Source organism: Rugamonas brunnea, from assembly GCF_014042345.1.
Taxonomy (GTDB): Bacteria; Pseudomonadota; Gammaproteobacteria; order Burkholderiales; family Burkholderiaceae_D; genus Rugamonas; species Rugamonas brunnea.
The window spans coordinates 35,504-52,931 of record NZ_JACEZT010000014.1; the positions used below are offsets into that span (position 1 = coordinate 35,504).

General features: G+C 68.4%; 16 protein-coding genes. 9 read left to right on the plus strand and 7 right to left on the minus strand.

The window, feature by feature from the left end:
* Positions 1-84: 84 nt before the first annotated feature.
* The 4 genes from eat (at position 85) to eutC (ending at position 4,644) form a co-directional block, all read left to right on the plus strand.
* Positions 85-1,470 carry an ethanolamine permease gene (gene eat / locus H3H37_RS19170; protein ID WP_182165518.1) on the plus strand — a complete coding sequence of 462 codons (1,386 nt, stop codon included), beginning with the start codon at positions 85-87 and terminating at the stop codon, positions 1,468-1,470.
* Positions 1,471-1,505: 35 nt separating this feature from the next.
* The gene (locus tag H3H37_RS19175; RefSeq protein WP_182165520.1) at positions 1,506-2,345 is read left to right on the plus strand and encodes a TorF family putative porin; all 840 of its coding nucleotides are present in this window, start codon (positions 1,506-1,508) and stop codon (positions 2,343-2,345) included.
* 86 nt (positions 2,346-2,431) lie between these two features.
* Positions 2,432-3,823, plus strand: coding sequence for an ethanolamine ammonia-lyase subunit EutB (locus H3H37_RS19180; RefSeq protein WP_182165522.1), 1,392 nt, complete (start codon positions 2,432-2,434; stop codon positions 3,821-3,823).
* A gap of 17 nt (positions 3,824-3,840) precedes the next feature.
* The gene (gene eutC / locus H3H37_RS19185; protein ID WP_229218918.1) at positions 3,841-4,644 is read left to right on the plus strand and encodes an ethanolamine ammonia-lyase subunit EutC; all 804 of its coding nucleotides are present in this window, start codon (positions 3,841-3,843) and stop codon (positions 4,642-4,644) included.
* A gap of 66 nt (positions 4,645-4,710) precedes the next feature.
* Here eutC and H3H37_RS19190 read toward each other — a convergent pair whose 3' ends face one another.
* On the minus strand, positions 4,711-5,151 hold the full coding sequence (locus H3H37_RS19190) for a lipocalin-like domain-containing protein (RefSeq protein WP_182165526.1): 441 nt from the start codon (positions 5,149-5,151) through the stop codon (positions 4,711-4,713).
* Between the two features lie 169 nt (positions 5,152-5,320).
* Here H3H37_RS19190 and H3H37_RS19195 point away from each other — a divergent pair, with 169 nt between their 5' ends.
* A complete protein-coding gene (locus tag H3H37_RS19195; RefSeq protein ID WP_182165528.1) occupies positions 5,321-6,016 on the plus strand; it encodes a helix-turn-helix transcriptional regulator in 696 nt (231 codons plus the stop codon).
* Between the two features lie 237 nt (positions 6,017-6,253).
* Here the strand turns inward: H3H37_RS19195 and H3H37_RS19200 are convergent, their stop codons facing one another.
* Together H3H37_RS19200 and H3H37_RS19205 are read right to left on the minus strand one after the other, a co-directional pair.
* Entirely contained in the window at positions 6,254-6,937 is a 684-nt protein-coding gene (locus tag H3H37_RS19200) for an OmpW/AlkL family protein (RefSeq protein WP_182165531.1), read from the minus strand.
* Positions 6,934-8,676, minus strand: a complete 1,743-nt coding sequence (locus H3H37_RS19205; RefSeq protein WP_182165533.1) for an alpha/beta hydrolase family protein — start codon at positions 8,674-8,676, stop codon at positions 6,934-6,936. The genes H3H37_RS19200 and H3H37_RS19205 overlap by 4 nt, the downstream gene beginning before the upstream one ends.
* 162 nt (positions 8,677-8,838) lie before the next feature.
* Here H3H37_RS19205 and H3H37_RS19210 point away from each other — a divergent pair, with 162 nt between their 5' ends.
* Positions 8,839-9,807, plus strand: a complete 969-nt coding sequence (locus H3H37_RS19210) for a helix-turn-helix transcriptional regulator (protein ID WP_182165534.1) — start codon at positions 8,839-8,841, stop codon at positions 9,805-9,807.
* Between the two features lie 56 nt (positions 9,808-9,863).
* On the opposite strand, the gene H3H37_RS19215 is transcribed toward H3H37_RS19210, so the two are convergent.
* The 3 genes from H3H37_RS19215 to H3H37_RS19225 form a co-directional block, all read right to left on the minus strand.
* Positions 9,864-10,700, minus strand: a complete 837-nt coding sequence (locus tag H3H37_RS19215) for an HDOD domain-containing protein (RefSeq protein WP_182165536.1) — start codon at positions 10,698-10,700, stop codon at positions 9,864-9,866.
* A gap of 103 nt (positions 10,701-10,803) precedes the next feature.
* Positions 10,804-11,085, minus strand: a complete 282-nt coding sequence (locus H3H37_RS19220; protein WP_182165538.1) for a hypothetical protein — start codon at positions 11,083-11,085, stop codon at positions 10,804-10,806.
* A complete protein-coding gene (locus H3H37_RS19225) occupies positions 11,082-11,546 on the minus strand; it encodes a MarR family winged helix-turn-helix transcriptional regulator (protein ID WP_182165540.1) in 465 nt (154 codons plus the stop codon). The genes H3H37_RS19220 and H3H37_RS19225 overlap by 4 nt, the downstream gene beginning before the upstream one ends.
* A 129-nt stretch (positions 11,547-11,675) precedes the next feature.
* On the opposite strand from H3H37_RS19225, the gene H3H37_RS19230 reads away from it, so the two are divergent.
* Together H3H37_RS19230 and H3H37_RS19235 are read left to right on the plus strand one after the other, a co-directional pair.
* Positions 11,676-12,587 (plus strand): DMT family transporter, encoded by a 912-nt coding sequence (locus H3H37_RS19230; protein ID WP_229218919.1) that lies wholly within the window; start codon positions 11,676-11,678, stop codon positions 12,585-12,587.
* Positions 12,588-12,630: 43 nt separating this feature from the next.
* Positions 12,631-13,584, plus strand: coding sequence for a GlxA family transcriptional regulator (locus tag H3H37_RS19235; RefSeq protein WP_182165542.1), 954 nt, complete (start codon positions 12,631-12,633; stop codon positions 13,582-13,584).
* A gap of 6 nt (positions 13,585-13,590) precedes the next feature.
* Here H3H37_RS19235 and H3H37_RS19240 read toward each other — a convergent pair whose 3' ends face one another.
* On the minus strand, positions 13,591-16,152 hold the full coding sequence (locus tag H3H37_RS19240; protein ID WP_182165543.1) for a transporter substrate-binding domain-containing protein: 2,562 nt from the start codon (positions 16,150-16,152) through the stop codon (positions 13,591-13,593).
* A gap of 112 nt (positions 16,153-16,264) precedes the next feature.
* Here H3H37_RS19240 and H3H37_RS19245 point away from each other — a divergent pair, with 112 nt between their 5' ends.
* Positions 16,265-17,359, plus strand: a complete 1,095-nt coding sequence (locus H3H37_RS19245; RefSeq protein WP_182165545.1) for a porin — start codon at positions 16,265-16,267, stop codon at positions 17,357-17,359.
* Positions 17,360-17,428 lie beyond the last annotated feature (69 nt).

The following is a 17,428-nucleotide window of genomic DNA, read 5'->3' on the forward strand; positions in this document are numbered from 1 at the left end:
TGGCCGTGACGGCCACCTATACTCGATTTCAGCAACTTCCATACCTGCCTTGCAGGACAGACCAACACCACGGGAGAGTACCAAATGAACGCACATCAGGGCGCCGCGCCGGCGCTGAAGCAAACACTGGGCACATTTCAGCTATGGGGCATCGCGGTTGGCCTGGTCATTTCGGGCGAGTATTTCGGCTGGAGTTATGGCTGGGCTTCGGCGGGCACGCTGGGCTTTACCATCACCGCGCTGTTCATCGCGGCGATGTACGCCACCTTTATCTTCAGCTTCACCGAACTGACCACTTCCATTCCGCACGCCGGCGGCCCGTTCGCCTACAGCAAACGCGCCTACGGCCCGCTGGGCGGCTATCTGGCGGGGGCGGCCACGCTGATCGAATTCGTGTTCGCGCCGCCGGCCATCGCGCTGGCCATCGGCGCCTATCTGAACGTCCAATTCCCCGCCGTTGATCCGAAGACGGCGGCCGTGGGCGCCTACCTGGTGTTCATGACGCTCAACATCGTCGGCGTGCACGTGGCGGCCAGCTTCGAGCTGCTGATGACCTTGCTGGCCATCTTTGAACTGCTGGTGTTCATGGGCGTAGTCTCGCCCGGTTTTTCGCTCGGCCATTTCGTCAAGGGCGGCTGGTCCGGCCAGGACAGCTTCAGCGTCGCCGCGATCCCGGGCATGTTCGCCGCGATCCCGTTCGCCATCTGGTTCTTCCTCGCCATCGAAGGCGTGGCCATGGCGGCCGAGGAAGCCAAGGACCCGCGCCGTTCCATCCCCATCGCCTATATCTGCGGCATCATCACCCTGGTGCTGCTGGCCGTCGGCGTGATGGTGTTCGCCGGTGGCGCGGGCGACTGGACCAAGCTGGCCAACATCAACGACCCGCTGCCGCAGGCGATGAAGATCATCGTCGGCGAGCACAGCAACTGGCTGCACATGCTGGTGTGGCTGGGCCTGTTCGGCCTGATCGCCTCCTTCCACGGCATCATCCTCGGCTATTCGCGTCAGATCTATGCGCTGGCCCGCGACGCTTACCTGCCGCGCTACTTCGCCAAGATCCATCCGCGTTTCCACACGCCGCACCGCGCCATCATCGCCGGCGGCGTGGTCGGCATCGCCGCCATCTACAGCGATGAGCTGATCAAGTTCGGCGGCCAGACGCTGACCGCCAACATCGTCACCATGTCGGTGTTCGGCGCCATCACCATGTACATCCTCAGCATGATGAGCCTGTTCAAGCTGCGCCGCACCGCGCCGGACATGCACCGTCCCTTCCGCGCCCCGTTCTACCCCGTGTTTCCGGCGTTCGCGCTGGCCGGCGCCGTGGTCTGCATGGCCACCATGATCTATTACAACCTGCTGGTGTTCGGCATCTTCGCCGCCTTCATGGCGGGCGGATACGGGTTCTTCCTTTACACCAAGGACAGCCGGCAGCAGCATGCCGCCCTCACGTCCGCCGACGCCGCCTGATGCCCATGTTTCGCTCTCACTTGCAAAGGAAAACCATGACCACCTCCGCTCCACTGTTCTCCGCGCGCCACCTCGCCTGCTTGGGCGCCGCCGCCAGCGTGCTGGGCGCCGCCGCCGCCCATGCGGCCGATACGCCGGCCGCCGCGCCGGCGCCGGACTGGACCAACACCGGCAACGTCACGCTGGTGTCCGATTACCTGTTCCGCGGCGTTTCGCAAACGCAGGGCCATCCCACCGTGCAGGCCAACCTGGACTTCACCCACGCCAGCGGCCTGTACCTGGGCCTGTTCGGTTCCGGCGTATCGCACGCGGCCTACAACAACGGCAGCGGTTCCGAGATCGACCTGTACGGCGGCTACCGCTACCCGCTCAATGCGGACAGCAACATCGACGCCGGCCTGGTCACCTACTGGTATCCGGCCGCCCACTACCAGACGGCCGGCGGCGACATCCGCTACCATACCCAGGACGCCAAGCTGGGCCTGAACATGGGCAGCTTCAACGTCTACGGCTGGCTGACCCTGAGCCAGCACTGGTTCGGCTTCGCCGTCGATCCCTACAGCGGCAAGAATGTGGACACGCGCGGCACGCTGTACGGCGAAGTGAACTGGAATCCGGAGCTGGCGCCGGGGCTGGCATTAAACCTGCATGCCGGTAAGCAGCACGTACGCAACATGAGCGCGTTCGATTTTGTCGACCTCAAGGCCGGCGTCACCAAGACGGTGGACAATTGGGCGTTCTCGGCGGCGGCCGTCTATAACAACGGCGACGCCAGCCGCAACGGCACACCGCTGTGGACCTTCTTCGATGCCGACGGCAGCGGCAAGAACGTGGTGCGCAAGCGGCTGCTGCTGACGGCGGCGCGCAATTTCTAGGGGATGACCGGCATGGCGCCGGCCGGACGCATGACGGTATCAGCGGCAGGATCAGCAACATCAGCAACTGCCGCGCAGGAGACAACATGAGCAGCTACGTACACCGGGTGGGCCACCGCACCTACCAGTTCCGCGACTTGAAGGACTTGATGGCCAAGGCCACGCCGGCCCGTTCGGGCGACTACCTGGCCGGCCTGGCCGCCGCCAGTGCCGAGGAAAGGGTGGCGGCGCAGATGGCGCTGGCGGCCCTGCCGCTGGACACCTTCCTCAGCGAGGCGCTGGTGCCGTACGAGCAGGACGAGGTGACACGGCTGATCATCGACAGCCACGACGCCGCCGCCTTCGCCCCCATCGCCCACCTGACCGTGGGCGACTTCCGCAACTGGCTGCTCAGCGACGCGGCCGACACGGCGCAGCTGGCGCGCACGGCGCCCGGCATCACGCCGGAAATGGCGGCCGCCGTGTGCAAGCTGATGCGCATCCAGGACCTGATCCTGGTAGCGAAGAAATGCAGCGTGGTCACGCGCTTCCGCAACACCATCGGCCTGCCGGGACGCATGTCGACGCGGCTGCAGCCCAACCACCCGACCGACGACGCCAGCGGCATCGCCGCCAGCCTGCTCGATGGCCTGCTGTACGGCAGCGGCGACGCCGTCATCGGCATCAATCCGGCCACCGACAACTTGCCGCAGGTGATCAAGATCGTCACCATGCTCGACGAGATCATCGCCCGCTACGGCATACCCACCCAGTCCTGCGTGCTGACCCACGTCACCAACACCATCGCCGCCATCGAACGGGGCGCGCCGGTGGACCTGGTGTTCCAGTCCATCGCCGGCACCGAGCAGGCCAACGCCGGCTTCGGCATCAACCTGGCCTTGCTGGCCGAGGCGCAGCAAGCGGCGTTGTCGTTGCGGCGCGGCACAGTGGGCGACAATGTGATGTATTTTGAGACAGGGCAGGGCAGTGCGCTGTCGGCCAACGCCCACCATGGCGTCGACCAGCAGACCTGCGAGGCGCGCGCCTACGCCGTGGCGCGGCGGTTCCAGCCGCTGCTGGTCAATTCGGTGGTCGGCTTCATCGGCCCCGAATACCTGTACGATGGCCGGCAGATCATCCGCGCCGGCCTGGAAGACCATTTCTGCGCCAAGCTGCTGGGCCTGCCCATGGGCTGCGACGTGTGCTACACCAACCATGCCGAGGCCGACCAGGACGACATGGACGTGCTGCTGACCCTGCTGGGCACGGCTGGCTGCACCTTCGTCATGGGCATCCCCGGGTCTGACGACATCATGCTCAACTACCAGACCACCTCCTTCCACGATGCGCTGTACGCGCGCCGCGCGCTGGGCCTGCAGCCGGCGCCGGAGTTCGCAGCGTGGCTGAAGGAGATGGAGATCTTCACCCGTGACGATTACGTCACCCTGGGCAAGGCGCTGCCGCCGGCGTTCCAGCCGGCGCTGCTGCGGTTGCAATGAGCGCGCGGAGAGACGGCATGAGCATTCCGGACGACGACATCGTCACGCCCAATCCCTGGCAGGCGCTGCGCCGCTACACGGACGCGCGCGTGGCGCTGGGCCGCAGCGGCGTGAGCCAGCCGACGGCGCCGCAGCTGGCCTTCCAGCTGGCCCATGCGCAGGCGCGCGACGCCGTGCACCGCGCGCTCGACCATGCGGCGCTGGCGCAGTCGCTGCACACGGCGCTGGGCTGGTCCTGTTTGCAGCTGCACAGCGCTGCCGCCAGCCGGCAAGTCTATCTGCAGCGGCCGGACCTGGGCCGCAGCCTGTCCGAGCCATCGCGGCAGTTGTTGCGCGAGCGCACGCCGGCGGCCGGCGACCTGGCCATCGTCATCGCCGACGGCCTGTCGGCCCTGGCCATCGAACAGCATGCCTTGCCCTTCCTGCAAGTGCTGGCGGCGCGCCTGGCGCCGGACGACTGGACGCTGGCGCCGCCCGCCATCGTGCGGCAGGGGCGGGTGGCCGTGGGCGACGAGATCGCCCAGCTGCTGGGCGCGCGCATGGTGGTGGTGCTGATCGGCGAGCGGCCCGGCCTCAGTTCGCCCGACAGCATGGGCTTGTACCTGAGCTGGGCGCCGCGGGTGGGCATGAGCGACGCCGGGCGCAACTGCATCTCCAATGTCCGGCCGGCCGGCCAGGGCTATGATGAGGCGGCCTACCGGCTGCACTATCTGCTGACCCAGGCGCGCCAGCGCCAGTTGTCCGGCGTGGCGCTGAAGGATGAAACGGCGGGCGCCGCGCTGGCGGCGGAGGCGGCGCAGCGCAATTTCCTGCTCGACTGATGTAGCAAGCGACGGCCGATGGCTGGCGCCAGCAGGTGGCCCCGGCGCCGGCCCCCTTGGCCCGCCTCAGTGGCTGGCCGTGTGCGCGCCCTTGAGCGCCGTGGGGCAGGCCGTGGAGCGGATACGGAAGTAGCTGCGGCCGTCGTCGAGCGAGCGCAGCACGATCTTTTCCTGCGTCAGGCTGACGATCTTGTCCTTGAGGATGGCGCCGTCGGACAGGATGGAGGTGAGGATGCCGTCGCGCAGCGTCCAGCGCACCGTGATGCGCTCGGCCAGCTTGCGGCAGGCCATGTCCTTGTACTCGAAATAGGTGTAGGTGCCGTTGGCCAGGAAGGTTTCGCGCGACGGGATGCGCTCGAAGTCGGGGCTGTCGGGCGGGTTGATCCAGGTGCCGACCAGCAGCGCGCTCAGGGCTGCGTCATCGGTCCCGGCATCGGCGGCGGAACAGGCCGGCGACAGCGCCAGCGCGGCCGTCAGCAGCGCCGCCGCGGCGGTTTTTTCTAGCATGGATGATCCTTGCGCCTGCCGGGCGGGGTGGGGGCCGGGCGGTGCATATTGTTGGTAAATGGAAATAACTATGGGCATTAGGATAATCCAGGATGCAGGATGATAGCCACAAATTTGTCATAATGCCGTACCGGCCGTATGGTCAAACAGTTGCGGGGATGGAAAGACGATGAGCCGTACCGGCCGATTATTCATGCTGATGGACGCCATGCGCGGCTACCGCCGGCCCGTCACGGCGGCCCGGCTGGCCGAGCAACTGGGCGTGTCGGTACGCACCATCTACCGCGATATCCAGACCCTGAGCGGGCTGGGCGCGCCGCTCGAAGGCGAGGCCGGGGTCGGTTACATGCTGCGGGCCGGTTTCTTCCTGCCGCCGCTGATGTTCGGCGCCGACGAGCTGGAGGCGCTGGTGCTGGGCGCGCGCTGGGTGCGGCGCCAGGGCGACGAGGCGCTGGCCCAGGCCGCCACCAATGCGCTGGCCAAGATCGCCGCCGCCACCCCCAAGGATTTGCGCGACGACATGGCCGAGACCAGCCTGTGGGTGCCGCTGGGCGTGAGCCAGCCCGACGCCAGCGACGCCTTCGTGCGTCCCGTGCGCGAGGCGATCCGCTACCAGCACCGGCTGCGCATCCAGTACCGCGACGAGCAGGGCGCCGAATCGGAGCGCTACGTGTGGCCGTTCGCGCTGGCCTTCCTCGAAGGCAAGCGCCTGCTGGCGGCCTGGTGCGAATTGCGCGGCGCCTACCGCCACTTCCGCATCGACCGCATCGCGGCGGCCGCATCGACCGGGGAACGCTACCCGGTGCGGCGCCATGCGCTGCTCAAGACCTGGCGCAGCGAACAGGGCTTGCGTGAGGATGCCTGAACGGGACAGGTGCGGCGGGCTGGTGGCCCGCCGCGCCGTCGTGGTGCCGGGCGGATGGCCCGGCTCGGCCGTGCCCGCGGCGGACTGCGCGGACACGCACGGTGCCGAATCGACAATATTGCGCGCTATGTGCGCTGCCGCACGGAAAACGGCCCATGCGGCGCGTAAGCTGCATGTATCTCTTTCGGGAGATCCCTAGTTTTGGACTTTGCCCGCCTCTCCGGCGGGCTTTTTTTTTCAGAACGCGTAGCCCAGGGCCAGCACCCAGGCGGACGGGTTGAAGCGGATGGTCGTCGCGCGCGCGATGCCGGCCGTGTCGGACTGGTAATGGCTGTTCACGCGCACCCGGGAATAGGACGCGATTACGCTGAGTTCGGGTGTGAGCCGGTACGACAAGCCAGCCGTCGCCGCCGGGCCGACCGAACGCGACAGGCTGATGCGGGTCGGGCCGCCGTTGACGGCGTCGCCGGCCGGGGTCGAACTGCGTTCGTAAAACCAGGTGGCATTCACGCCCAGGCCGATGGCGGGCCGCAGCGCGTCATCCTCGGCGCCGAAGCGGTAGTGCAGCAGCAGCGTGGGCGAGCACCATTTCGCCGTCGCCACCAGTTGCCCGTCGAACGGGACCGAACCCAGTTTGGCGGGCCCCCTGCCCACCGTGCGCGTGGTCGGCGGCACGCCGGCGGCCAGTTCCAGCTCCCAGTGCGGCGCCAGCCGCCGCGCATAAGCCAGATACGGCGTGCGCACCGATTGCACCGCCAGGTTGACGCCGGGCGGCGTGAACGGCCCCGTCACGTCGTCGGCGTGGCTGGCATAGCTGACCGCGTAGATGCCGGCGCGCAGCTGGTTGGCGGGCATGTCGTCGGCGTGCGCCGTGGCAGGGCCGGCCAGCAAGGCCAGCGCCCAGATCGATGACTTGTTCATTGTTTCGCTTCCTTCACAAAGCCGGCGAAATACGCTTGCGCCGCCACTTCGCACGCCGTTTGCACCAGCGGGTAGTGGTAGTTGGCCATGATGGCTTCACCCACGTGGGTGGCCAGTTCGTCGGCCCGGGTCACGCCCTGGGCGCGGAAATAGTCGACCGCCTGCGCGGCCACGCTGGCCAGGCCGAGCGCCATCGCGCCCTGCGCGCTGCCCGCTGGCGTGGCCGAAAAATATGACGCCACGGCGGTCCGCACGGCCGCGCTTTGCTGCGCGCTGGACGCTTCCGGCGCGGCCATCACCACTTGCGCGACGATGCCGCCGACCACGCTGGCCACCTGTCCGGCCGAGGCGCGCTCGCCATGGGAGGTGGGGTCCACGTCCACCACGCGCACCTGGCCCGAGGCCACCTGCGGCGCCCACAAGCCCTGCATGGTCAGCGTGTTGACCGGGTAATTCACGTCCGGATCGTTCATGCCGCCGCACAGCATCTGGGGTGCGCGCGGCTGCCAGCCGCGCAGATCGTTCTTTTTCAGCGCGCGGCGCATCGGCGAGGCGGGTTCGGCGGATGGCGGCATCAGGTCGCCGCCCGGCTGGAGCGCGCCGTCCGGCGTGGCCAGCGCGTCGCGCGCGTAGGCCGTGCGGAAGCTGTTGCGGAACAAGGCCGGCTGGCCGAAGCCGAGCGCGGCGATCGGATTGAGCGTGGCGTCGGGCGCGGCCAGCGCCGCGTCCAGCGCGGCGTCGCCGGTGCGCGGCGTGGCGCTGTCGAAGATGGCCAGCATGGGCAGCTTGCCCGTGCTGAACAGCGTGCTGGCGCTGTACTGGCCGGGCAGCAGCGCGGCGATGCCGTTGGCGTAGGTGGCGTCGTACACGTCGGCCGGCGTCGCGTACAGGTTGCCGTAGGCGTGCTGGTAGCTGTTGATCACCAGCGGGTAGTAGATGGAGCCGCCGAAACCCACGTCGCCGTGCGCGAACACGGCGTCGCCAAAGGCCAGCATGGCGTAGGGGCCGGACATGGGCGCGGCCGCCGTCACGTGCATGCCGGCGGCCTCCATCGCGCGGTGGGTGGCCATGGCCACGTGGCCGCCTTCCGAATAGCCGGTGATGAACAACTGGCCGTTGTCGGACACCCCGGCGGGCAAGCCGGCCGCCAGCGCCGCGCGCGCCGCCGCCAGCGCGTCGACCATCTCGTGCGACTGCTGCTCGGCGTTGGTGTAGGGATGGTAGGGCAGGGGCGAGCTGTCGTAGCCGGCATAGTTGGACGCCACCACGATGTAGCCGTGGGCGGCGAAGAAGGCGGCCATGATGGCGCTTTCGGCCCAGCCCTCGTTGGACGGATCGTTGATGGCGGCGATGTTGTAGCCGCGGGTGACGGCCGTGCCGTGCGTGTACAGCAGCACCGGGCGCGGGCCGGAACAGCCGGCGCCGCCGGTGGGCAGCATCAGCGCGCCCGAGGCGGAGGTGGGTTCGGCCGCGCCGCCCGTGGTGCGGTACTGGAAGTAGTGGAAATCGACGCCGCAGGCTGGGGCGCCGGCCATGGCCAGCAATTGCTGGCCGTCGCTGGTCGCGCCCAGCTGGGCGGCCAGGTCGTCGCGGTTCAGCGAGGCCACCCGCAGCGGCGGCGCCTGCATCAAGGTGCCGGCTGTGGTGGCGGGGTTGGCGGTGCCGCCCGGCGTGCCTGGGCCGCAGCCCGTGAGCGCCAGCAGCGCGCCGGCGGCGCCCGCCATGAGTATCGATCGCATGTTGTCTCCTGTTGTTGGTGTTGGTGTGGTGTTGGTGTGTTTGGGCTGACAGCATGGTGGAAGCGCAACGGCGGCGCCACTCCGCAAATGCAGGGGGCGGCCGCCGTAGCCGCGCCGCCGCGGCTGGGCTATGATCGGAACCGACTCGACCCGGGAGTGACCTTGAAGCTGGAAGATTTTTCGCACCTCATCACGCACTGGAACGCCCTGGCGCAGCAGGCGGCGCCGCACGCGTTCAAGGAGGGCGCGCTGGACGCGTTGCGCCAGCACCTGCCGTTCGATGCGGCCTGGTGGGGCACGGGCGTGCGCGGCGCGCGCCATCCGCGCATCATCGAGAGTCATCCATACCGCTTGCCGCAGCGTTTCGCGCTGGACTGGCTGGCGGTGTCGGCCGACGACAGTTTCGCCTTCGCCGTGCAGGCGCAAGTGGGGGTGACGCAGGCACTGGTGGACGACAGCGGCTACAGCGAGGCCATGCGCGCCTTCGACCGCCACTACGATCTGGGGCCGTCGCTGGCGACCAGCCATGGCGATGCGCAAACGGGGTTCGGCACCTTTTTGTCCGTATTCCGGCGCCAGGATGGCGCGCCCTTCAGCGAGGACGAGCGGGTGCGCATGCAGTTGCTGGTGCCGCACCTGATGCACGCGGGCGAGCTGTCATGGCGGCACGCGCTGGGCGCTTACCTGGAGAACCAGCTGGTGGCCGACGTTGACGACGATGCCTGCCTGGTCGGCGCCAGCGGTGCGTTCTGCCAGCAGTTGCTGCGCGAGTGGCCGGCCTGGCAGGGCGGCCCCTTGCCGCTGCCGCTGGCGCGCGCGATCGCCGAGGGCCAGCGCCACTGGAGCGGCAAGCAGGTGCACATCGAACTGGCGGATGGCGGCCCGCAGCGGGTGCGGCTCACGCTGCGCCCGCGCGTGGGCGATGGTTTGACGGCCAGCCAGGAACGGGTGGCGCGCGAATACGTGGCCGGCTTTTCGTACAAGGAAATCGCGCGCAACCTGGGCCTGGCGCCGTCGACCGTGCGCACCTATCTGCGCGAGTGCTACCTGAAACTGGGCGTGAGCAACAAGCTGGAATTGAGTGAACGGGTGGGGCCCGCTTCACGGCCCAAAACCGGGGTCAGGTCATGAAATTGCGCAAGTTGCGCAATTTCATGACCTGACCCCGGTTCTTTGCGGGAGGGGGATTACAGCATGAGGACGGCGAACAGCGCCTGCACTTCGTGCGCCGATTCGGCCAGGATGTCGTGCAGCGTGCCTTCGCCGACGAGGAAGTCGATGGTGCGCGCGCCGAGCAGGGTGGTGGCGCCGGGCCGTTCCTGCAGCGGCGATGGCACGGGCGCCAGGTCGTTGGCCAGCAGCAGCGTGTCGCCCAGGGTTTCGGGCGGCAGCGCGCGCAAGCCCACCCACATGGCTTCCACGGCCTGGGCCACGGGTTCGGGGATCACCAGCTTCTTGAGCACGCCGCGCCCGATCTCGGCCTCGCCGAATTCGATCCAGTCGCCGGGATCGCCGTCGAGGATGCCGGGCCAGGCGCCGGCCTGCGACAGCAGATAAAAACCGCCCACTTCATGCACGATGCCGGCGAACATGGCCGTGTCCGGGTCCACATGGGTCACGCGGCGCGCGATCACCTGGGCCAGCGCGGCCACGTGGGCCGTGTGTTCCCACAACTGGGCCGCCTTGGCCTTGACGGCCGGGTCGCTGGACTGGCCGCCGAGCTGGCGCACGATCAGGGCCGCCACCTGCGATTGCAGCGTGCGCATGCCGAGCCGCTGCACGGCCGCGCGCACGCTCGAAATTTCGTTACCGGAACGGTTGTAGGCGACGGCGTTGGCGATGGCCACGGTGCGGGCCGCCAGCAAGGGGTCGGCCTGGATCAGCTTGGCCGCCGCGTCGATATGGCAATCAGGGTCGTTCAGCGCCTGCTGCAGGCGCAACGAGGCGTTCACATTGGTGGGGAACGTCAGCTCCCCCCGGCTCGCTTGAGCTGCGATCTGCTTGAAGGCGTCCAGTCTGTCCATCGAAAAAATTATACTCGGAATATTGCCGTGTGGAACTTTTTCGCAAAATACTTTTCTATCCCTTGCGGCCAACCGATAGCTTGCCGCAAGGGTGGGACGCGGATCAGGCTTCGCTGAAGATGGCGTCGCAGCCGTCCTGGGTGGCGTCCGTGTCCTGCAGTTCGTCGACCAGGCCCAGGTCGAACAATTCCTCGATCGCGTTCATGAAGCTGTTGTGCTTGGTTGCGCCGATCAGGCGATAGATTTCCCCCGCTTCATTGCGGATGCCGATCAACAGCTTTTCCTGGCGCACTTCTTCCGGGGTGCTGACGTTGAGCAACAGGTTGCCGATGATGTGTTTATCGAATTTGGCAGGTTTCTTGCCTTCGAGCAGAGTTGTTTTCAAATGTTTTCCTTGGTTGAGTCGTGGGTGGCCGGACTGCTGCCGTTAATGACAGTTTTGAGCTTGGACAGGGTTTTTTCAAGGTCTGCGTAATCATCGGCCGTGAAATTGGCGAACACGGCGCTGCCCCTGGCCACAACGCGCGGGAACACGTCGCGGAAGGTGGCTTCGCCGGCGGCCGTCAGGCGCACGAAGAACGAGCGCTTGTCGTTGGCGTTGCGCTCGCGCGCCACCAGTCCCTTGTCCTCCAGGCGCTCGATCACCCCCGTCAGCGTGCCCTTGGTGATCAGGGTTTTCTCCCCGAGTTCCTTGTAGGACATGCCGGCCGTGTTGCCCAGCGTGGCGATGATGTCGAACTGGGCGTGGGTCAGGCCGCACTCGCGCACGTGTTCGCCCGACAGGCGCTCAAAGCCCTGCATGCATTCGGCCAGCAGCCGGATACTTTTCAAATAGCGTTCACCCATAGACCATGATTATAGCTGGCCGGGCGCGCCCATCTTTGGGGCAAGGTCGCCAAGCGCGCCGTGGCCGGGTACACTATGCCTCCCCGGCGCCCCTGAGCGCGCCGCCACCGCCATCGTGTCGAGACCTGTTTGAAGCCTTCCGCCCCATTGCACCTGCGCGGCATCGCCGCCCTGTTGACCGTCACCCTCGTCTGGGGCACCACCTTTCCCGCCATGAAGGACATGACGGGCGCCCTGTCGGCCAGCATGATCGTGCTGGTGCGCTTCGCGCTGGCCGGCCTGCTGCTGTCGCCGTTCCTTTGGCGGGCGCGGGCGGGCGACGTGGGGCAGGGCGTGCTGGCCGGGGTGGTGTTGTTCTTCTGCTACGTGTTCCAGATCGAAGGCCTGAGCCTGACCAGTTCCAACCGCAACGCCTTCCTCACCGGCCTGAACGTGCTGGTGGTGCCGCTGCTGGGTATGGCGTCCGGCAAGCTGCCCGAGCGCCGCATCGTGGTGGCGCTGCTGCTGGCGCTGGCTGGCTTGTTCGCCTTGTGCTGGGACGGCGGCATCAGCTGGGGCCGCGGCGACACGCTGGCCCTGCTGGCGGCGCTGTGCTTCGGCCTGTACGTGAAGATGATGGAGGTGGCCACCCGCAAGGTGCAGCGGCTGATGACGCTGACGGCGGCCCAGATCGTCACCGTGGCCGTGTGCGCGGCCGGCTGGCTGCTGTGGCGCGACATGCCGTCCGGCGAGCTGGCCGGGCCGTGGCAGGCGGCCGCCTGGCAGGCCGTGCTGGCCTACAAGAGCAACCTGATCTACCTGGGCGTGGTGGCCACGGCCGCCATCATCTCGCTGCAAACGTGGGGCCAGAGCCACAGCAGCGCCAACGAGGCGGCCGTCATCTACGCATTCGAACCCGGTTGCGCCGCCATCTTCGCCTATTTCTGGCTGGGCGAGACGCTGGCCTGGAACGGCTTGCTGGGCGCCGCCTTGTTGATCTCCGGTATGATAGTGAGCCAGTGGAGCAGCAGCCGGCCCGCCGCCGTGCTGGCGCCGGAATGAGCGCCGCCCCAACTATCTCGTCCTTCTGACCATTAAACACCGCATGCCATTTTCACCGCTCTCCCGTCTGGCCCAGGAACAGCCGCTGCGCGTGCTGCTGGTCAACGCGGGCGAGCCCGACGCCCTGACCTGGGCCGGCCTGGTCCAGCCGCTGCGGCTGGCGGCCCGGATGCTGGGGCCGGAGCAACTGCGGCTCGATATCCTTAGTCCCCAGCAGGCGGCGCTGACCCAGCCCCAGCCGGGCTGGCACCTGGCCCTGCTGGTGGCCGACGAGCAGCAAGCCCCGCCGCCGCCGGAGTTGTTGCGCACGGTGCTGGACCGTTGCCGCTCGGCCCGCTACTGGGGCGGGGTCGGCGCCGGCGTGCTGTGGCTGGCCGACGCCGGGCTGATGGCCGGCGTGCGCATCGCGCTGCCGTGGGCGCTGTACGCGGAAACGGAGGCGCTGACGCAGCGCGCCATCCTCACGCCCCATTTGTTCGAGCTCGACGGCCGCATGCTCAGTTGCTGCGGCGGCGCGGCCAGCATCGATTTCGCGCTGACGCTGGTGGCGGCGCTGTATGGCGCCACCGTGCAGGCCGCCATCAAGGAAAGCCTGTGCATCGAGCGCGTGCGTCCCCATGACGAACGGCAGCGGGTGGCGCTGCAGGCCCGTTTTGGGGCGCTGCAACCGAAGCTGTCGGAGGCGGTGACGCTGATGGAGGCCAATATCGAGGAACCGCTGTCGACCGACGACATCGCCGGCCTGGTGGGCCTGTCGCGGCGCCAGCTGGAACGGCTGTTCAAGCAATACCTGGACAGCCTGCCGTCGCGCTACTACCTGGAGCTGCGCCTGCAGCGCGCGCGCCAGTTGCTGCTGGAAACCAATCACTCGATCGTGCAGGTGGGGCTGATGTGCGGCTTCTCGTCCGGCTCGCACTTCTCCACTGCGTTCGGCGCGCTGTTCGGCAACACGCCGCGCGAGGAGCGCCAGCGTAAGCTGATGCCGCCGGCCGGCTGAGGCGTCCTACACAGGCGCCTGCACCGGCGCCGGGCCGCTGGCGTCGGGCAGGGCCACCATGCCATGCGCGCCGCTGGCGTTGTGCTCGGTGAGCTGGGGCGCCTTCAATGGCAGGCTGATCTGGAACAAGGTGCCGGCGCCCGGTTCGCCCTGCAGCGTGATGGTGCCGCCCAGCACCCCCGTCACCAGCGTCTGCACGATGTACAGGCCCAACCCGGAGCCGCCCTGGCCCAGCCGGGTGGTGAAGAACGGGTCGTAGATCTTGTTGCGGTATTCGGCCGGGATGCCTTTGCCGTCGTCCGTGTAGGTCAGCAGCACGCGCTCGTCCTGGCGCTGGCCGCGGATCTGGACGTGGCCACCTTTGCGGCCTTCGAAGCCGTGCACCAGCGAGTTTTCCAGCAGGTTGGACAGCACCTGGGCCAGCGGCCCCGGGAAGCTGTCGAGCTCGATGTCGGGCGCCACCTCCAGTGCGATGTGGTGGCCGCGGTGCTTCCAAGCATTGTGGTGGCTGGCGATCACTTCCTCCACCGTGCGCCGCAGCGGGAACACGCGGCGCCGCACGCTGGCCTGGTCCACGGCCAGTTCCTTGAAGTTGTCGATCAGCCCGGCCGCGCGGAAGGTGTTGCGCTCGATGATTTCCGTGGCCTGCTGGCACTGGCCGACGAAGGTGTCGGCTGCCGAGCGCTTGAGCTGGCCGGTCGCCAGCGCCCGCGCGAAGCTGTCCACGTGGGCCTTGAGCGTGGTGGACGCTGTTAGCGCGCTGCCCAGCGGCGTGCTCAGTTCGTGCGCGATGCCGGCCACCAGCCGCCCCAGCGACGCCACTTTCTCCGTCTGCAGCAACTGCTCGGCCGCCACGCGCAGGTCGTCGTTCGCTTGCCGCAGTTCGGCCGTGCGGGCCGTCACGCGCTGTTCGAGCTCTGCGTTTAATTCCTGGATCTCGGCCTCGCGCGCGCGGCGCGCCGCCACTTCCTGCTGCAGCTCGGCCGTGCGGCGCTTGACCATCACCCGCAGTTGCACGATGAAGGTGACGGCCACCAGCACCGCCAGCAGCAGCGCGCCCAGCGGCCGGTAATCGATGTCGTGCGCATAGTGGACGGTGCTCCAGTTCTGGCGGAACGCCTCGCGCTCACTCTTGGGGATGGCCGCCAGCGCCGCGTCGAGGATGGGCAGCAGTTCCGGCCAGTCGGAACGCACGCCGATGCCGATCTGGTAACGGTAATCGGTTTCGCCGGCCACCCGCACGTCGGTCGCGCCCAGCTCCACCAGCTGGTGGGTGCCTGTCAGCAGCGGGCCGACGACGGCGTGCACCTTGCCGTTGCGCAGCAGCTCGGTGCCGGCCCGGAAGTTGCTGACCGGGACCATGGCGATGCCGGGCCAGTCATGCGGCAGCACGTCGGCCACCCCGGTGCGCGCGGCCACGGCCACGCGCTGGCCGCTCAGGCCGGCCAGGCCGCCGATGGGCGGGGTGGCCGTGCCGGCGAAGATCACCACCGGCGTGCTCAGATACGGCTCCGTCACCAGCATGAAGCCGGCCCGCCCCGGCGTGTGCGAAATGGCCGACACCAGGTCCACCTGGCGCTGTTCGATGCGACTGAGTTCGTCGGCCACGTCGCGCGCCGGCAGCAGCTCGAAACGCACGCCCAGTTGTTCTTCCACGCGGTGCAGGAAGTCCAGCGAGATGCCGTGCAAGGCGCCGTCCTCGCCGCGCCATTCGACGGGCGCGCGGCCGCTGTCGACGGCCACCCGCAGCACCGGGTGGGCCGCCAGCCAGGCGCGCTGCGCCGGCGTGAGGGCCAGTTCGCGCTGCACCGGCGTGCCTTCGGCCGCCGCCAGCCAGCGCGCGCGGATCAGCGCGTGCTCGTCGGCCGTGATGGCGGCCACGCCCTTGTCGATGATGGACAGCAGTTCGGGCGCGTCGTTGCGCAGGGCCAGCCGGATGGTGGCCGCCTCCGAGTAGTAGTACAGCAGCGCGATCTTGAGCGGGGCGCCCTGGCCGATGGCGCGCTGCACCACGGGCAGGTCGTCGAAATAGGCGTCCGCTGCGCCCTGCTGCACGCGTGCCATGCCGTCCTGGGAGCTGTCCACTTCGACCAGCTCGCAATCGGGGCAACGCGCCTTCAGCACCGGCACGCGCGCCGTATTGCGCACCACGGCGACGCGTTGGTGGGCGTAGTCGCCCAGCATGTGGGTGGCGGCGTGGTCGGGCCGGGTCGCCATGGCGATCGGCAGTTCCAGGTAGGGCAGGGAGAAATTGAGGCTGCTCCTGCGCTCGGGCCGGTCGCGCGCGCACAGCACGCCGTCCACCTCGTGCGCCATGCCCTTGGTCAGGGCCTGGTCCCAGGTCGAGCCCTGGTAGCGGAATTTGAGGCCGGTCTTGCGCGCCACCAGCTCCGCGTAGTCGTAGCAGGCGCCCGCGTAGGAGCCTTCGCTGTCGGCGCGGCGGAAGGCGATGGGCGGGTTGAACTGGTCGAGCGCCATGGTCAGCACCGGATGGGCGCGCACCCACGCCTGCTCTTGTGGTGTGAGCGCAACCTGTGCCGCCGTCAGGGCGGGCCATGCAAGCAGCATGCAAAATAAAGTGGCCAGTGCGGCTCGTGCTGTGTGCATTTTGAGAGTAGCCTTTTGCGATGCGCCCCCGAATGTTTCACAGCATAGCCCACTCTGAGGGCGGAATATAGACATGATGAACAATCTTCGCGGCAAAGACACAATCTGCCGGGCAAATCTGAAACTGCTTGCCGGCGCGCTGTGGGGCGTCTGCCACAGTGCCCTGGCCGACAGCGGCGTGACGGCCTACGGCGTGATCGACACCTTCGCCACCCGCATCGCGGCCGATGGCCTGGCGCCCGTCACGCGCATCGACGCCAGCGGCCTGCTGGCCAGCCGGCTGGGCTTGCGGGGCCGCGAGGAGCTGGGCAGCGGCTTGCGCAGCAGTTTCGTGCTGGAGGCAGGCCTGAACGGCGACGACGGCAGCGGCGCGGACGGCAACCGCCTGTTCAACCGCCAGGCCTGGGTGGGGCTGGGCGGCCCGTTGGGCGAAGTGCGGCTGGGCCGCCAGAACACCCCGCAGTTTTACATGAACGGCAAGTTTGACGCTTTCACCAGCGCCACCCAGGCGTCGGGCTGGAACAATATGTATGGCGCGCCGCCGCGCATCGACAACGCCATCGGCTACTTCTCGCCCGACCTGGGCGGGCTGACGCTGCAGGTGCTGGCCGCGCGCGGCGCCACGGGCGGGGCCGCGCCGCTGGCCGAGACGGCCGCCAACCGCAACCTGCAGCTGGCGGCCGAATACGAGCGCCCCGGCCTGTATCTGGGGGCGAACTACCAGCAGGTCGACAATGCGGCCCTGCCGTACCGGGCGCGGCGCGCCAGCATGGGCGCGTCCTGGACATGGACGCCGCGCTGGACCGTGTTCGGGGCCGTGGGCAGCGAGCGCCGCAGCGACGGCAGCCAGCGCTCCATGCTGTATTCGCTGTCCGTGCGCTGGCGCGCCGATGGCCCGCTGGCGCTGTCGTTTGGCTGGGCCGGACTGCGCGACCGGCTGGCCGGCGCCGGCCATGGCGACGCGGCCGAGCTGGGTGCGCAGGCCCAGTACCGGCTGTCCGTGCGCACCTCGCTGTACGGATCGCTGGCCCGGCTGCGCCAATACGACCAGCGCAACAGTTTTGCGCTGGTGGGGGCGGCCGTGGTGGCGCCGGCCGCCCAGATCCGCTCGCCCCAGCCGGGCGGCGCCATCGACGGGGTGCAGCTGGGCGTGCTGCACACGTTCTGAGTCCGCCGCCGGGACGCGGTAAAAATGAAAATCCTTGTCGCCATTTCAAAAGAGTTTTAGCATCCCGCT

Coding starts and splice junctions, on each gene's coding strand:
- H3H37_RS19240 (WP_182165543.1), bottom strand. CDS start 16,152: ATGCTGCTTGCATGGCCCGCCCTGACGGCGGCACAGGTTGCGCTCACA.
- H3H37_RS19180 (WP_182165522.1), top strand. CDS start 2,432: ATGAGCAGCTACGTACACCGGGTGGGCCACCGCACCTACCAGTTCCGC.
- H3H37_RS19195 (WP_182165528.1), top strand. CDS start 5,321: ATGAGCCGTACCGGCCGATTATTCATGCTGATGGACGCCATGCGCGGC.
- H3H37_RS19205 (WP_182165533.1), bottom strand. CDS start 8,676: ATGCGATCGATACTCATGGCGGGCGCCGCCGGCGCGCTGCTGGCGCTC.
- H3H37_RS19225 (WP_182165540.1), bottom strand. CDS start 11,546: ATGGGTGAACGCTATTTGAAAAGTATCCGGCTGCTGGCCGAATGCATG.
- eutC (WP_229218918.1), top strand. CDS start 3,841: ATGAGCATTCCGGACGACGACATCGTCACGCCCAATCCCTGGCAGGCG.
- H3H37_RS19245 (WP_182165545.1), top strand. CDS start 16,265: ATGATGAACAATCTTCGCGGCAAAGACACAATCTGCCGGGCAAATCTG.
- H3H37_RS19175 (WP_182165520.1), top strand. CDS start 1,506: ATGACCACCTCCGCTCCACTGTTCTCCGCGCGCCACCTCGCCTGCTTG.
- H3H37_RS19215 (WP_182165536.1), bottom strand. CDS start 10,700: ATGGACAGACTGGACGCCTTCAAGCAGATCGCAGCTCAAGCGAGCCGG.
- H3H37_RS19235 (WP_182165542.1), top strand. CDS start 12,631: ATGCCATTTTCACCGCTCTCCCGTCTGGCCCAGGAACAGCCGCTGCGC.
- H3H37_RS19200 (WP_182165531.1), bottom strand. CDS start 6,937: ATGAACAAGTCATCGATCTGGGCGCTGGCCTTGCTGGCCGGCCCTGCC.
- H3H37_RS19190 (WP_182165526.1), bottom strand. CDS start 5,151: ATGCTAGAAAAAACCGCCGCGGCGGCGCTGCTGACGGCCGCGCTGGCG.
- eat (WP_182165518.1), top strand. CDS start 85: ATGAACGCACATCAGGGCGCCGCGCCGGCGCTGAAGCAAACACTGGGC.